General features: G+C 67.8%; 16 protein-coding genes. 9 read left to right on the top strand and 7 right to left on the bottom strand.

Going from position 1 to position 13,825, the window contains the following annotated elements:
• Window positions 1–7 precede the first annotated feature (7 nt).
• Both AB0E63_RS13840 and AB0E63_RS13845 read left to right on the top strand, forming a co-directional pair.
• Window positions 8–211 carry an iron dependent repressor, metal binding and dimerization domain protein gene (locus tag AB0E63_RS13840; RefSeq protein ID WP_360365186.1) on the top strand — a complete coding sequence of 68 codons (204 nt, stop codon included), beginning with the start codon at window positions 8–10 and terminating at the stop codon, window positions 209–211.
• On the top strand, window positions 208–591 hold the full coding sequence (locus AB0E63_RS13845) for a metalloregulator ArsR/SmtB family transcription factor (protein ID WP_360365188.1): 384 nt from the start codon (window positions 208–210) through the stop codon (window positions 589–591). Before AB0E63_RS13840 ends, AB0E63_RS13845 begins: the two co-directional genes overlap by 4 nt.
• 52 nt (window positions 592–643) lie before the next feature.
• Here AB0E63_RS13845 and AB0E63_RS13850 read toward each other — a convergent pair whose 3' ends face one another.
• The gene (locus AB0E63_RS13850; protein WP_360365190.1) at window positions 644–2,188 is read right to left on the bottom strand and encodes an amidohydrolase family protein; all 1,545 of its coding nucleotides are present in this window, start codon (window positions 2,186–2,188) and stop codon (window positions 644–646) included.
• A 101-nt stretch (window positions 2,189–2,289) separates the two neighbouring features.
• On the opposite strand from AB0E63_RS13850, the gene miaB reads away from it, so the two are divergent.
• Together miaB and AB0E63_RS13860 are read left to right on the top strand one after the other, a co-directional pair.
• Window positions 2,290–3,762: a tRNA (N6-isopentenyl adenosine(37)-C2)-methylthiotransferase MiaB gene (gene miaB, locus AB0E63_RS13855; RefSeq protein WP_360365192.1), complete on the top strand. Its 1,473-nt coding sequence runs from the start codon at window positions 2,290–2,292 to the stop codon at window positions 3,760–3,762.
• Window positions 3,759–4,496 carry a phosphotransferase gene (locus tag AB0E63_RS13860; protein WP_360365194.1) on the top strand — a complete coding sequence of 246 codons (738 nt, stop codon included), beginning with the start codon at window positions 3,759–3,761 and terminating at the stop codon, window positions 4,494–4,496. The genes miaB and AB0E63_RS13860 overlap by 4 nt, the downstream gene beginning before the upstream one ends.
• Window positions 4,497–4,652: 156 nt before the next feature.
• On the opposite strand, the gene AB0E63_RS13865 is transcribed toward AB0E63_RS13860, so the two are convergent.
• The gene (locus tag AB0E63_RS13865; protein ID WP_360365196.1) at window positions 4,653–6,515 is read right to left on the bottom strand and encodes a LamG-like jellyroll fold domain-containing protein; all 1,863 of its coding nucleotides are present in this window, start codon (window positions 6,513–6,515) and stop codon (window positions 4,653–4,655) included.
• 92 nt (window positions 6,516–6,607) lie between these two features.
• Entirely contained in the window at window positions 6,608–7,057 is a 450-nt protein-coding gene (locus AB0E63_RS13870; RefSeq protein ID WP_360365198.1) for an NUDIX domain-containing protein, read from the bottom strand.
• A gap of 525 nt (window positions 7,058–7,582) precedes the next feature.
• Between AB0E63_RS13870 and AB0E63_RS13875 the strand changes: the two genes are divergently transcribed.
• Window positions 7,583–8,260 carry a uridine kinase gene (locus tag AB0E63_RS13875; protein ID WP_360365200.1) on the top strand — a complete coding sequence of 226 codons (678 nt, stop codon included), beginning with the start codon at window positions 7,583–7,585 and terminating at the stop codon, window positions 8,258–8,260.
• Window positions 8,261–8,300: 40 nt separating this feature from the next.
• Here the strand turns inward: AB0E63_RS13875 and AB0E63_RS13880 are convergent, their stop codons facing one another.
• Entirely contained in the window at window positions 8,301–8,882 is a 582-nt protein-coding gene (locus tag AB0E63_RS13880) for a hypothetical protein (RefSeq protein ID WP_360365202.1), read from the bottom strand.
• Window positions 8,872–9,201 carry a hypothetical protein gene (locus AB0E63_RS13885; RefSeq protein ID WP_360365204.1) on the bottom strand — a complete coding sequence of 110 codons (330 nt, stop codon included), beginning with the start codon at window positions 9,199–9,201 and terminating at the stop codon, window positions 8,872–8,874. The genes AB0E63_RS13880 and AB0E63_RS13885 overlap by 11 nt, the downstream gene beginning before the upstream one ends.
• A 625-nt stretch (window positions 9,202–9,826) precedes the next feature.
• On the opposite strand from AB0E63_RS13885, the gene AB0E63_RS13890 reads away from it, so the two are divergent.
• Window positions 9,827–10,561: a Type 1 glutamine amidotransferase-like domain-containing protein gene (locus tag AB0E63_RS13890; protein WP_360365206.1), complete on the top strand. Its 735-nt coding sequence runs from the start codon at window positions 9,827–9,829 to the stop codon at window positions 10,559–10,561.
• Window positions 10,562–10,734: 173 nt separating this feature from the next.
• Here the strand turns inward: AB0E63_RS13890 and AB0E63_RS13895 are convergent, their stop codons facing one another.
• Both AB0E63_RS13895 and AB0E63_RS13900 read right to left on the bottom strand, forming a co-directional pair.
• Complete coding sequence (locus AB0E63_RS13895) at window positions 10,735–10,980, bottom strand: antitoxin (RefSeq protein ID WP_360365208.1); 246 nt, start codon at window positions 10,978–10,980, stop codon at window positions 10,735–10,737.
• A gap of 121 nt (window positions 10,981–11,101) precedes the next feature.
• On the bottom strand, window positions 11,102–11,464 hold the full coding sequence (locus AB0E63_RS13900) for a hypothetical protein (protein WP_360365210.1): 363 nt from the start codon (window positions 11,462–11,464) through the stop codon (window positions 11,102–11,104).
• Between the two features lie 121 nt (window positions 11,465–11,585).
• Here AB0E63_RS13900 and miaA point away from each other — a divergent pair, with 121 nt between their 5' ends.
• The 3 genes from miaA to AB0E63_RS13915 are packed head-to-tail and all read left to right on the top strand — an operon-like array spanning window position 11,586 to window position 13,794.
• Window positions 11,586–12,563 (top strand): tRNA (adenosine(37)-N6)-dimethylallyltransferase MiaA, encoded by a 978-nt coding sequence (gene miaA, locus AB0E63_RS13905; RefSeq protein ID WP_360365212.1) that lies wholly within the window; start codon window positions 11,586–11,588, stop codon window positions 12,561–12,563.
• Entirely contained in the window at window positions 12,550–13,065 is a 516-nt protein-coding gene (locus AB0E63_RS13910) for a SigE family RNA polymerase sigma factor (RefSeq protein ID WP_360365214.1), read from the top strand. The genes miaA and AB0E63_RS13910 overlap by 14 nt, the downstream gene beginning before the upstream one ends.
• Window positions 13,066–13,104: 39 nt before the next feature.
• Complete coding sequence (locus AB0E63_RS13915) at window positions 13,105–13,794, top strand: hypothetical protein (RefSeq protein WP_360365216.1); 690 nt, start codon at window positions 13,105–13,107, stop codon at window positions 13,792–13,794.
• Window positions 13,795–13,825: the final 31 nt, after the last annotated feature.

Consider the following 13,825-nt stretch of genomic DNA (forward strand, 5'->3'; position numbering starts at 1 on the left):
GGCTGTCATGGACGGCAGACGCCAGCAGCTGCTGGAGACCTTCCTGCACCGTGTGCTCGGTGTCGACCTGGCTGAGGTGGCGGTGGAGGCCGCCGTACTCGAGCAAGGTCTGAGCGAGCGGCTCGAGGACCTGATCGACGCGGCGCTCGGCTTCCCGACGCGAGATCCGTACGGGATGCCGATCCCGCCCAAGGCACGCGTCGACGCATGATCGAGCCGACCACGCCTCAGCTCGTCACCGCCGCCCGGACGTTCGGTCTGCTGTTCGCTCCGGTCCGGCTGCATCTGGTGGCGTTGGCGAGCTGCGCCGAGTACGACGTCGGCACGCTGGCGGCCTTGACCGGCGTCAGCGTGCAGACGGCGAGTCAGCACCTTGCCAAGCTCCGGCTGGCGGGACTGGTTCACGCTCGGCGAGAGGGGCGCCGACTGTTCTACACCGTCGACGACCCTCATGTGATCGCCCTGGTCGAGCAGATCTTCGCCCATGTGGCTCCCGACGGCTCGCTCGCGCCGGATCCTCCCCGGCCCGAGCGGACACCGTCCGAGCGGTCCCGGTCCGAGCGGACGCGGGACCTGGCGCGGCTCGGTTAGGTGCGGCTCCCGGGTCGGTGCGGGCGGGCCTCCGGCCCGGGAGTCAGGTTTGTCAGCGGGGCCGACCGCCGCCGCAGCAGCCACCGGTGGCGATGGTGGCGGCAGTCGCGGGCTGCTGCACTGCGGCCTCCACGTCGGCGAGCATCCGCCGGCGCTGCGCCGGTGAGATGACGCGGCCGCGGGTGACGACGGTGTTGATCCGCCGGCTGTTGCGGATGTCGGTCAGCGGGTCCGCGTCCAGCACGACGAGGTCAGCGATCTTGCCCGCCTCCACCGTGCCAAGGTCTCGGTTGAGCCCGAGGAAGGCGGCCGGCTCGGCGGTGGCGGCGTACAGGGCCTGGCGTGGGGTGGCGCCGGCTTCGACCAGGTGCTCGAGCTCGTCATGTAGTGCGAAGCCGGGCACGCTGTACGGCGTACCCGTGTCGGTGCCGGCCATGATCGGTACGTCGTGGGCGATCAACTCGCGGACGAAGCGCTTCCGCCACGCCCACATCTGCCGCTGGTGCGCGATCTCCTCGGCGGTCCGGTTGGCGCCGTACAGGTTCTCGATCACGTAGTCATAGGTGCCGATGGAGTCCGCGCTCAGGTACTTCGCCAGGGCCGGGTCGAGGCGGGTGTAGTCGATCTGGTCGAGCACGTTGTGCATGGTCAGCGTCGGCGTGATCCGGGTGTTGTTGCGACGGAGAGTGCCGAACACGTCGGCGGCCCGGGCCGGGCTGTACGTGTTCGCGGCGATCCACTCGATCGGGTGCAGTTGCCGGAACCACGCGTTGTAGTCCCCGGTGTTCACCTTGATCGCGCGGACCATCCGGCGTACGTCGGCCTCCCGGGTGGACACGGACAGGCCGAGGGAGTGGATGTGCTCGATGCTGCGCTGGCCCGCGTTGCTGATCTCCTTGGAGGTGAGTTCGTCCGGGCCGTGGCCGTGGACCGTGAGGCCGGTCTTGCGGGCCTCGTCGATGATGGCGGCGTACGACTCCTTGTTCAGGCGCGAGTACACCTTGATGAAGTCGGCGCCCTCTTCCTTGACCTGGCGTACGGCGGCCCGGGCCTCGGCGGCGTCGGAGACGACCATGACGTGCAGGAGGTTCGGATCCCACAGGGTCGGGTCGCCGTCGATGATCTGGCTGGCGACGATCATCCGCGGGCCGAGCAGGGTGCCGGCGTCGATCCGGTCCCGCCAGTCGTAGAGCATGGGGTTGCTGGCGGCCATCTCGCGGACCGTGGTCAGTCCGTTGGCCAGGTAGAGCGGCGGCGAGACACGCTCGTCGCCGAGGCTGTGGACGTGCATGTCGGCGAGGCCCGGGATGACGAACTTGCCGGTCGCGTCGATCACGGTGGCGCCGCGCGGTACCGGCAGTCGGCCGACGCCGACGATCCGGTCGCCGCTGATCAGGATGGTTTGGTGGCGGTTGCGATGACCGGTGACGACGTCGATCACGGTGGCGTTGGTGAGGGCGGTCAGGGTCGGCCGGGTGAGGGCGGTCGGCATTGGCTTGGCGAGGGCCGCGGCGGAGACAGTGGGGAAGGAACCGCCGGCGATCACGGCGGCTCCGGCGGCGGTGCGGGCGAGGAACTGACGGCGAGAACTGTTCATGCCCCTCACTATTCTCGGCGGGAGCCTGCCGGTCAGGGGTTACAGGCACCCGGTCCCAGGTAGGGATTTGTCTACCGGGGCACGTACTCTTGGTGGCTGTCATGCGTACTTATGAGGTCCGCACCTACGGGTGCCAGATGAACGTCCACGACTCCGAGCGCCTGCGCGGGCTGCTGGAGGACGCTGGTTATGTCCGCGCGCCCGAGGGTGACCAGGCCGATGTGGTCGTCTTCAACACCTGCGCGGTCCGGGAGAACGCCGACAACAAGCTGTACGGCAACCTCGGCCATCTGGCGCCGGTGAAGGCTCTCAGGCCGGACATGCAGATCGCCGTCGGTGGTTGTCTGGCGCAGAAGGACAAGGCGTCGATCACGGCGAAGGCACCATGGGTGGACGTCGTGTTCGGCACCCACAACATCGGCTCGCTGCCGGTGCTGCTGGAGCGCGCCCGGGTCGAGCAGGAGTCGCAGGTCGAGATCCTCGAGTCGCTCGAGGTGTTCCCGTCGACCCTGCCGACCCGCCGCGAATCGCCGTACTCGGCCTGGGTTTCGGTGAGCGTTGGCTGCAACAACACCTGCACGTTCTGCATCGTGCCGGCGCTGCGCGGCCGCGAGAAGGACCGCCGGCCGGGCGAGATCCTGGCCGAGGTCGAGGCGCTGGTCGGCGAGGGTGTCCTCGAGGTGACCCTGCTCGGCCAGAACGTGAACTCGTACGGCGTCGAGTTCGGCGACCGGTACGCGTTCTCGAAGCTGCTCCGGGCGTGCGGCGGGATCGACGGTCTGGAGCGGGTCCGGTTCACCTCGCCGCACCCGCGGGACTTCACCGCGGACGTGATCGAGGCGATGGCCGAGACGCCGAACGTGATGCCCTCGCTGCACATGCCGCTGCAGTCCGGGTCGGACCGGGTTCTGAAGGCGATGCGGCGCTCGTACCGGCGTGATCGGTATTTGAAGATCATCGAGGACGTTCGCGCGGCGATGCCAGATGCGGCGATCACGACCGACATCATCGTCGGTTTCCCGGGGGAGACCGAGGAGGACTTCCAGGGCACGCTCGACGTGGTCCGGCAGGCACGGTTCGCGGGGGCGTTCACCTTCCAGTACTCCAAGCGCCCGGGGACGCCGGCGGAGTCGATGGAGGACCAGGTCCCGCGCGACGTCGTCCAGGACCGGTACGAGCGACTCGTCGCGTTGCAGGACGACATGGCTTGGGACGAGAACAAGTCGATGGTCGGGCGTTCGCTCGAGGTGCTCGTCGCCGAAGGGGAGGGCCGCAAGGACGCCGCCACCCATCGACTCAGCGGCCGTGCCCGCGACAACCGCCTCGTCCACTTCGCGCTCCCTTCCGATGTCTCGAAGCCGCGACCCGGTGACCTGGCCACCGTCGAGGTCACGTACGCCGCACCCCACCACTTGGTCGCGGACGTCTTCGGCGCAGTACGCCGTACGCGCGCCGGCGACGCCTGGGAACGCGCGCAGGACGCCCCGGTGGCGACACCTGGAGTGATGTTGGGTATGCCAACAATCGGTGCCAAGCCCATGGAACCGGCAGCCGGCGGCTGCCAGGTCGGGTGACGGCCGACCCGGCCGACGGGCCGGAGCAGTCCGCGGCCAGCCGCTCGGATGCCGGGACGGCGGGCTCTTCCGCCCTCCTGCCGCCGGGCGCCGAGCCGTTTGCTGCTGGGCGGGACGCGGACATCTACTCCATTGACGACCACTGGGTGCTGCGGCGGTACCGCGACGGATATCCGGTCCGCGACGAAGCCGACTTCATGCGGCACGTCGCGAAGTACGACTACCCGGTCCCGGCGGTGCGTGAGATCGTCGGCCCGGACATGGTGATCCAGCGACTGAACGGTCCGACGCTCGCCGACGCGGCCATCGCCGGTGACCTCAGCGGGACCGAACTCGGCGAGATCCACGCCGACCTGCACCGCCGGCTGCACGCGATCCCCGCCCCCAGCGGCACCCCAGGTCGCGTCGTCGTCCACGGCGACCTGCACCCGCTCAACGTGATCGCCACCGACGACGGTCCGGTCGTCATCGACTGGCGCAACGCCGAGGAAGGTACAGCCGCCTTCGACATCGCGATGACCGCGATCATCTGCGCCCAGGTCGCGCTGGACCCGTCCTTCGAAGAGCTCACCCCACTGATACGCGAGGCCCTCGCCACCTACCTCGCCAACTCCATCGACCCCACCCCCGGCCTGGCCGACGCCCTGGCGGTCCGAGGCCGCAACGTCACCCTCACCCCCGAGGAGTTGGCCCTCCTCCCCGCCCAGGAAGCCCTAATCCGCTCCTACCTCTAACCGCCCACCGCCCGGACCGGGACCTTGAACACCAACTGGGGGCCGTGGCCACCAACTGGGGGCCTTGAACAGGTTATAACCTGTGCCCGGCCCTCAGTTCCTGTGCCCGGTCCCGAGTTCCTGTTGCGGTTCGCGCGTCGACTGGCGGTGGCGGGGTCAGGCGTTGAGGAATTGTGACGGCTTCAGGGCTCGGGTGACGATGCGGAGCTCGCCGATGTGACCCGCGAAGGCCTGCTCGATCACGTTGTCGTAGTGGTTGGCGGCCAGCAACCACGGCTTGCCGGCGGTCGCGAGCCCGTTCGACGGAGTCGCCGGATTGCGCAGGAGCGGCGACGAGTCGACGTACAGCGTGCTGTGCCGTCCGTCGTTGACCACGGCGAGGTGGAACCACTTCCCGGCGACCTGCTCGTGACCCCAGTTCGTGAACGTGTCGTTGCGGTCCAGCGGGTACACCGCCCACTGCAGCTGCCGCCCGCCGGAGAAGGCGAGGTTGACGACCGGCTCGGACGGGTCGCTCCCGGTCTTGCCGGCGTCGGCGCCCGTACCCATCCGGCTGAGCAGCCCCTCCCACGAGTGATCCGCGTTGTCGTCGGCGAGTTTCACGAACGCCTCGATCGTGTAGCCGTTGGCGAACGTGAGAGCGTTGAGCGGCGCGTTGTCCGCCGTACGGAGATAACCACCGCGGGCCGGATTCTTGCCACCAGCAAACAACCAGCTGGCATGCCCAGGCTGGTCGGCGTGGAACTCGGCACTCGCGACCGGTGCATCCCCGCCGAGCTGCACGCGGGTCAGATGGTTGCCCTTGCCCGAGTGATCGACCACCTGGTCGGCGACCGGCCCGTCAAAGCGCCAGTACGCCGCTGTGCCAGGGATCACGAGTTGAGCAGCAGGCCGAGCCGCGCGAACCGCGACCGGCGCGAACCCGGCGAACCGCTCAGCGAAGTCGATCGGAATGCTGAACCGGTTGGTGTCGTCGGTCAACTCGAGCTCACCCTCGGCCAACTCACTGCGCCGGGCCGGGTCCTGGTCCATGATCCACGGCGCGATCGTCTCGACGTCGATCGTGTTCCGGGCCAGCTCGAAGTGGTAGAGCCGGATCATGCCGGAGCCGCCGTAGTACCGGTCCTGGTAGTTGGTCAGGTGCAGGTGTACGTCGTGGCCGGCGGCGTTCTGGCGGACCACCCGGCCGGGCGGCCAGAAGTGCCCGTTGAGCGTGAGGAAGATCTGGTCGTTGTCCTTCACCAGCTGATCCCAGACCCGGTTGCCGTGATCGGTGAAGTACGCCACCGGGTTGCCGTGGTCGGCGTTCACCAGCTCGTGCGTGGTGAGGATGACCGGCAGCCGCGGGTGTTTGGCGATGACCTCGCGTGCCCACGCGAAGCTCGCATCCGACGGCCGCCAGTCCATTGCCAGCAGCAACCACTGCCGCCCGGCCGCCCGGAACACGTGGTAGGAGTTGTACCCGTTCGCCGTCGACCCGCCGTACGTCGCCATCCGCCGGAACCGCTGCGGCCCGAACGTGTTCAGGTACGCCGACGCCCCGCGAGTGTCATCCTTCGACGCGTCGATGTCGTGGTTCCCGGCCAGCACGCTGTACGGGTACCGGGCTCGGTCGAGGATCTTGAAGACAGGGTCAGCCTGGGCGAACTCCATCGCCAAAGCGTTCTCCACCACATCACCAAGATGCGCGACGAACACGATGTTCTCCGCCGCTCGCTGCTCGATCAGCCACTCGAAGCTCGCCGTCAGCGGCGCCGAGTCCCCCCGATCCTGATCGAACTGATACTGCGTATCCGGTACAACCGCCACCGTGAACCGCGGGTGCTCAGTGTCGATCCGTCCACTTGCCACGTGCTTCCCAGCCTGGCTCTCCCTGGCCTGACTTGCCCCCGCCGCGTCGGTCCCGGACGCTGCGGCGCTCCCGGCGCCCAGCACCCCAGGTGCGATGACCGCTCCCGCACCAAGTGCCCCCGCCTGCAGCAGACGCCGCCGACTCGTCCCGTCGTACCGCTCACCCATCGCCGCCTCCGAAGCTCGCTGACACCGCAGCGAACTCTAAAGCGGTTCAGCCCAGCGATCGGTGAACACGAGGCGAACCCTGGAAGCAGATGTCAGAAGCCCTGAGCGATCACGGCCGGCAGACCGTCGCCGGCGATCCCCGCCAGTACCCGCGCCTCATGCGGCACCACCGGATCCGGCAACTTGTCGAGCGAGAACCAATCCAACCCGGCAGCCTTCTCCGCCTCCATCAACCGCGGCTCACCCGACCACCGAGTCGTCGTGAAGAAGAAGTCCACCCGCTCATCAATCGGATCCCCGTTCCCCCCGGTCCGATGCATCGCGGTCACCGGCACCAGATCGGCGGGATCGATCTCCACCCCAACCTCCTCCCGCACTTCCCGCACCGCGGCCTCGATCACCGACTCACCCTTCTCCACATGGCCAGCCGGCACCGCCCAATACCCATCCATGTATCCGGTGTTGGCCCGCAGCAACATCAACACCTCATCCCCCCGCCGAAGTACGACGTACGCCGCCGGAACCACCCGAAACCGATCCATACCCAGCACCCTAATCACCCCCACCGACAGCCAGCACACAACGCCCACGGCCCAAAGGACACCGCTTCGCGGCGGCTGTCCTGTTGGCCGCCTCCGGCGGCGCGCGGAGTGCCGTCCCGGCTTCACGCACCGTGCGAACAGCCCGTGATACGGGAAAGGACACGCCTTCGGCGCGGCTGCTTTGTTGGCCGCGTACCGCGGCGCGCGGACCGCGTCACGGCTCCACGCACCCAGCCGACGACCGGGATGACGAGAGAGGTCACGGCTTCGCGGCGGCTCGTCTAGCTGTCCGGCGGTGCGCGCACGGTGGTCACAAGTCGACGTCCTCGGCGGAGGAAACCTGGCACGCGGAGAGGACGCCGGTTCGCCGGCGGCGGTTCTGTCAGCCACCTCCGACCGCGCACACACCGGCGGCACGGGTGCAGCGTCTGTGTCAGGGCAACTGTGCGCACGCGGTAGGACGGACCCGCGGCGGCCCTAGGGTGGGCGCACGGTGACGTTCACGACGGAGGATCGGCGGCAGAGATGGACCATGGCACCCGCGGCGATCTCCTCGGAAGCCTGGCGGAGGCGGTCGGCGCTGTCGCGAACGGGCACCCGACGCGGGTCGGTGTCGACGGAGTGCCGGCCGTGGGGAAGACCACGCTGGCCGATGAGCTCGCCGTCGTACTGCGCGCGCGGGGACGCGAAGTCATCCGCGTGACGATCGAAGACTTCCTGACGCCCCGGTCGCAACGCTATCGGCGCGGCGAGGACTCCGCCGAAGGCTGCTATCACGACAGCTTCGATTTCGACGCGCTCCATCGGGTACTGCTCGATCCGCTGGGCCCGGACGGAGACCGAAGGTACCGGCAGGCGGTGTACGACAAAGTTACGGACACCGCACTGTCCGAGCCGGTCCTGATGGCACCTGCCGACGCCGTACTGCTCTTCGACGGCGTGTTCCTCATGCGCCCGGAGCTGATCGACCGGTGGGACCTGCGCATCTTCGTGTCAGCCGCGTTCGAGAAGACGCTGGATCGCGCCCGTACCCGAGACCAGTCTCCGTCCAGATCCGCCACCGAGGTCGAGCGACGCTACCGCAGCCGCTACATGCCCTCCCAGCAGTTCTACTTCGACACGGTCCGCCCGACGGACCACGCCGACATCATCGTGCACAACGACGACCCTCACCAACCAGCCTGGCAAGCCCGACCACGCTGATCAAACAGCCGGTATCTGCAAGTGCTCGGCGCTGGGTGGGTCAGTGGTAGCCGCGTTTGAGGAGGTAGTTGGCTCCTGCGTTGAAGTCGTCGGGACTGAGTAGGGCGAAGCCGAAGGTGTCGGCCAGGCGGTTGGTGGTGTTGAAGGCGGCGCAGACTGCCAGTGCGTCCTTGATTTGCTGGGATGAGGCTCCGGCGGCCAGTAGGTCGCGCATGTCGTTGGTGGCGAGCTTGCCGTCTCGGGTTAGTTTGCCGAGCATTCGGAGGGTTGCCCGGAGTGGTTCCTCGATCGGTGCTGATTCCAGGTCGGTCAGGACCGCGGCGACGCGTGGGCTGTCGTCGTACGCCTGGCTGGCGGTTGCGGTGTGGGCGCTGATGCAGAATGCGGACTCGTTCACCTTCGAGACGTACGCCGCCATCAGTTCGCGGTCGCCGATGGACCAGGCGGAGGGGCCGCGCATCGCTTCGTGGGTGAACTGCTTGGCCTGGGCGCCGTAGAAGTCGGGGCGGTAGAAGACGAGCTTGGCGGCGTCCGGTACGGGGTGCCGGGAGAACAGCCGGATGAGTGCGAAGAGCAGCTTGGTGCCGGCGCCGTACCCGTGGTTCAGGATGTCAAGACGCATGGTCCGGCCTTCCGTCGGCGGTTGCCTCGGCTAGGGCCGCCAGGCCGGCGTCGTACAGCCGGGAGGACTGGCCGACCGCGGCGCAGATCACCAGCTCGAAGAGTTGGTCCTCGGTGCATCCCGAGGCCAGGGCCCCAGTCAGGTCCTCGTCAGTGACTTGCGTTGGCCTGTCGACGACCTTGGCGATCAGCGCGTCCAACGGCGGGGAAAGGCCGTCGTTGCTGAAAGCATGCGCTCGTTGTTCCGCAGATGCCCGGCCCTCTCCGTTCAGGACGCGATCCACCACGGCTTGGTGCGCTGCTTGCTTCTCGTCCGACACGGCCTCTTCCGCCTCCTTGGCAGTCTGGGCTGACCGCCCTCACCTGTATGACGATTGGCGCGCGCCGAATGCGACAAGGAGTTAGCCGGCTGGCGAGATGGTGGTAGCCATGACGCAGTGGTTCTTGCCTTTGGGGCGGAGGTAGGTGAAGCCGGCTTGCTCGAAGAGGGAGCGGGTGCCGTTGCAGAGGAAGGAGGCGGTGATCTTCTGGCCGCCGGTGTCCTGGGGGTAGGCCTCGACAGTTCCGCCGCCTGATTGGGCGATGAGGCTCGGCCCTCCGCGATCAGCCGTTGTTTGAGGGTTCGGTTGTCGACCGCGTCGAAGGTCTTGTCCCCATGAAGCGTGTGGAAGAACGTGCACCAACAGCCGCCCCACACCCGTTGTGCCGCTCCGCGAGATCCGCGAACGCGTCCCAGGTCTCAGGCGTGAGCGGCCGAACCACAAGCTCGCTGACGGTCGCACTGATCTTGGCCATGAGCTGAGCGTAGAACGACATCCGGACGATCTCCGTCCGGAAAACTCCCTTCTTCGCCAACGGAGACCGAAACCGCCGGACCGCATCCGCAGTAGGGTCGCGTCGGAGCAGGTTTCGGGGCGCGTGCCTCGCAGTAGGGAAGGTAGGAACATGAGAGCTCTGCTCACGTCGGGCGGGATCAAGAACAGCAGCATCGAAGATGCGCTGGTCGATCTGCTCGGCAAACCGATCGCCGAGTCCAATGCCCTGTTCATCCCCACCGCCCTCTACCCCTTCCCCGGCGGGTCCGCCGCGGCGTGGCGGGCGATCAGCGGCAAGAGTCCGTCGCGGTTGGCCGAACTGGGTTGGAAATCGTTGGGGATCCTGGAGCTGTCGGTGCTGCCCAGCATCGAAGAGGCTGCTTGGGTGCCAGCGGTCCGGGACGCCGACGCACTGCTGGCATGGGGCGGGGACCCCGTCTTTCTCGCCAACTGGATGCGGCGCTCCGGTTTGACCGATCTACTGCCGACGCTGCGCTCCGAGGCGGTCTACGTGGGGGTGAGCGCGGGGAGCATGGCTGCTACCTCCACCTTCGTCGAGACCTACACCGAACCGCCCCGCGGGAACGACGGACCGCTGAAGTCGGAGGACATCGTCTTCGCCACGCCCCAGGGCGACATCGACAGAATCCTGGTCACGGCCCAGGGAGCGGGACTCGTCGACTTCGCCGTGATCCCACACCTGGAGCACGAGTACCACCCGGATGCGTCCTTGGCCAATGCCGAGCGGTGGGCGGCGCGGATCTCCGCACCGACGTACGCGATCGACGACGACACCGCTATCAAAGTCGTCGACGGCACCGTCGACGTCGTCTCAGAAGGCCAGTGGAAACTCTTCCAGCCTTGACTTGACCGCGCACGTCCTGAAGCCCGGCGCGGCCCATGGTGCCCGCCATCGTGCCATGGGCAGTCCCGCGTACCCTCTCGACGGCCGCGCCGGAGGCGTGTTCTTTTCGGCTAGCTCATCCAGGCATGGCGAAGGGCCGCGAGAAGTGGGTTCTCGCGGCCCTTCGATGGTGCTCAGGCGGGGTTGTTCCGGGTGTCGGGGATGTCGTCGCGCTGGCCGTCGAGGCCGTCCAGGCCCTCCTTGGCCTTCTCGACACCCTGGTCGATCTTGTCCCCGTACTTGCCGCCCGTCTTCTCGTCGACGAAGTCTCCGGCCTTGTCCAGGCCTTCCCCAACCTTGTCGCCGTGCTGGTCGACCAGGTCGCCGGCCTTTTCCTTCAGGTCCTCGGCCTTGCCCTTGAACTTGTCGAAGATGCCCATCCCGGGGCTCCCATTCCTGCGTAGTTGAATGCTTACAGACAGCTAGCGGCGATCTTCGCACCTACAACGCCGGAACTGTGGGATCTCCGCGAGTGCCATGCGGACGGGCCCGGACCCAGGTTCAGACTCCGTCGCCCGACGGTTCCGACTCTACGTCGCCACCGCTGTCCTGACTCCCGTCGCCGGCGGACTCGACGTCACCGCCGCTGCGCGACTCCACATCGCCACCGCTGCGCGACTCGACGTCGCCACCACTGCGCTTGAACTCGACATCCCCACCACTGAGGGACTCGACGTCCCCACCACTGCGCGACTCGACATCCCCACCGCTCCGGGACTCGACATCGCCGCCGCTGCGCGACTCGACGTCGCCACCGCTGCGCTTGAACTCGACGTCACCGCCGCTCTTGGCCTCGAGCTCCTCGCCCCCGAGGTCCGCGGCGTCCTTGGCTGCGTCGGATTCTTCGTCGAACGGATTCGTCACTGGTTTCCTCCCGTAGTTATGTTGCGAACTGCTGTGTGTCTACCGAACTTTCCGGGTCATCCACAAGGCCGGTACGACCCTCTTGGCCGAGTCTTCATCAGGACCCTGACAGACTGGAGCGATGGCCGAACCTCTCGTCGTCGCGGTCGTCGGTCCCACCGCGGCCGGCAAGTCCGACCTGTCCGTTGCCTTGTGCAAACGCCTGGGTGGCGAGGTGGTGAACGCGGACGCCATGCAGGTGTACCGCGGCATGGACATCGGTACGGCGAAGATCAGTACGGCGGAACGCGACGGCGTACCGCATCACCTGCTCGACATCCTCGACGTCACCGAGACCGCGACCGTGGCCGAGTTCCAGCAACTCGCTCGGGTCGCCATCGACGACTGTGTCGAGCGCGGGAAGGTTCCGGTGCTCGCCGGCGGTTCCGCGCTCTACATCCGTGCGATCCTCGACGATTTCGTCTTCCCCGGCACTGATGCCGCCGTCCGGGCCAGGCTGGAAGACGAGCTGGAATCCGAAGGCTCGGGGGCACTGCACGAAAGGCTCAAACAGATCGACCCGAAGGCCGCCGAGCAGATCCTGCCGAGCAACGGCCGGCGGATCGTCCGGGCGCTCGAGGTCATCGAGATCACCGGCGGTCCGTACGTCGCAACGCTGCCCGAGCACCGCTACGTCTATCCGGGTGCGGTCCAGCTCGGTCTCGACGTACCGCGCCCGGAGCTGGACGAGCGGATCGGGCGGCGGGTGGACCGGATGTTCGACGCCGGATTCGTCGACGAGGTGCGAGGTCTGCTGAACAAGGGTTTGATTGAGGGGAAGACCGCCAACCGGGCGCTCGGATACTCGCAGGTGATCGCGTTGCTGAACGGTGAGATCGACGAGGTGGAGGCGCGGGAGCGGACCGCGCAGGCCACGCGCCGGCTCGCGCGCCGGCAGGACTCGTGGTTCCGTAAGGACCGACGGATCAGTTGGCTGCCGTACGACGACCCCGATCTGCTGGAGAAGGCTCTAGAAGTGATAGCCGAAGGCAACCGGAAGGCGAGCAGCGGCGTAGTCGGGGTGGAAGAGGGCCTGGGGATCGTCGATGCGAGGGGGTGACCGTGAGGCCGAGTTCCGCGAGTACCTGCTCGCGGACCGCACCCGACTGATGCGGACGGCGTTGCTGCTCACCGCGGGAGATGTGCACACCGCCGAAGATCTGGTCCAGACCGCCTGTACGCGCGTCTACGTGCACTGGCACCGGATCAAGCACGAAGGCGCCGGCCCGTATGCGCACCGCATCCTGGTCAACGCGTTCCTGGACGAGCGCCGCCGCGCCGGTCGCCACCCCGAGGTGGTGACGGCGGAGACGCTGGAACCGCGGCTGACCGACGAGGCGGACCCGGCGGACACGCTGGCCGTCCGTGGCGCGTTGCTGGATCTCGCGCCGCGGCAGCGGGCCGTGCTGGTGCTGCGGTACTTCCAGGATCTCGATGTGGCCAGCTGCGCTCGGATCCTGGAGTGCACCGAGGGCACGGTGAAAAGCCAGACGGCGAAGGCGCTGAAGCGTCTGAGGGAACTGCTGAGCGAGGAATCGGATCGGACGACGGGGAGCGGTTGATGAACCAACGGGGCAGCGGGACGGGGAGGCACTGAAGTAGTGGACGAGGTCAAGAAGCTGCTACAGGGATTCGCGGACAATGCGGTCGATGGGCTGCCGGACGCGGATATCGAGGCGGACGTCGCCCGTGGGCGACGGGCGTTGCGCCGGATCAAGCGCCGGCGCCGGGTCACCGGTGTGCTGTGCGTGGCCGCCGTGTCGGCCGCCGTCCTCGCGATCGGCAACCAGGTGAAGTGGTGGGGGACGGGCAACTCCGAGGTCGCCGGCAGCGCGGGGGATACCGAGACCGCCGCAACCACCGGCGCACCCGCGTCGTCCTCGCCCGCCCCGGCCGATGGCGAGACGATGTCGATGTTCGGCGCGCAGGTTGTGGAGCTGGTCGCGAACAAGCAGGCCTGGCGCACGATCGACTGTTCACTCGCGCCGAAGGGCTGGAGCGCGGAGACGCCGATCGCCGCCAATCGCGTCGTACTCTCGCAGCCGGAAATGCGGACCGCGGACGCCGCCGCCAAGGTGGTGCTGCAGGCGGCTCCGGAGGCGAAGAGCCTGATGTCGGTCCGGGTCACCGAAGGCGCCGGCAAGACCTTCCATATCGGCACCCTGGATGGTCGCCTCACCGGCCAGGTGAAGCTCGCCGACCAGTGGCTCCTGGTCGAGCTCCCGACCGGCACGGCGGACTGGACCGACGACGTCATCCGCCGCTTCATGGACTCCTGCACCGTCAAATAGGTCGTAACCAGGCGCGCCACGACTGGCGCTC

The sequence above is a fragment of the Kribbella sp. NPDC026596 genome, from assembly GCF_040638415.1.
GTDB lineage: Bacteria > Actinomycetota > Actinomycetes > Propionibacteriales > Kribbellaceae > Kribbella.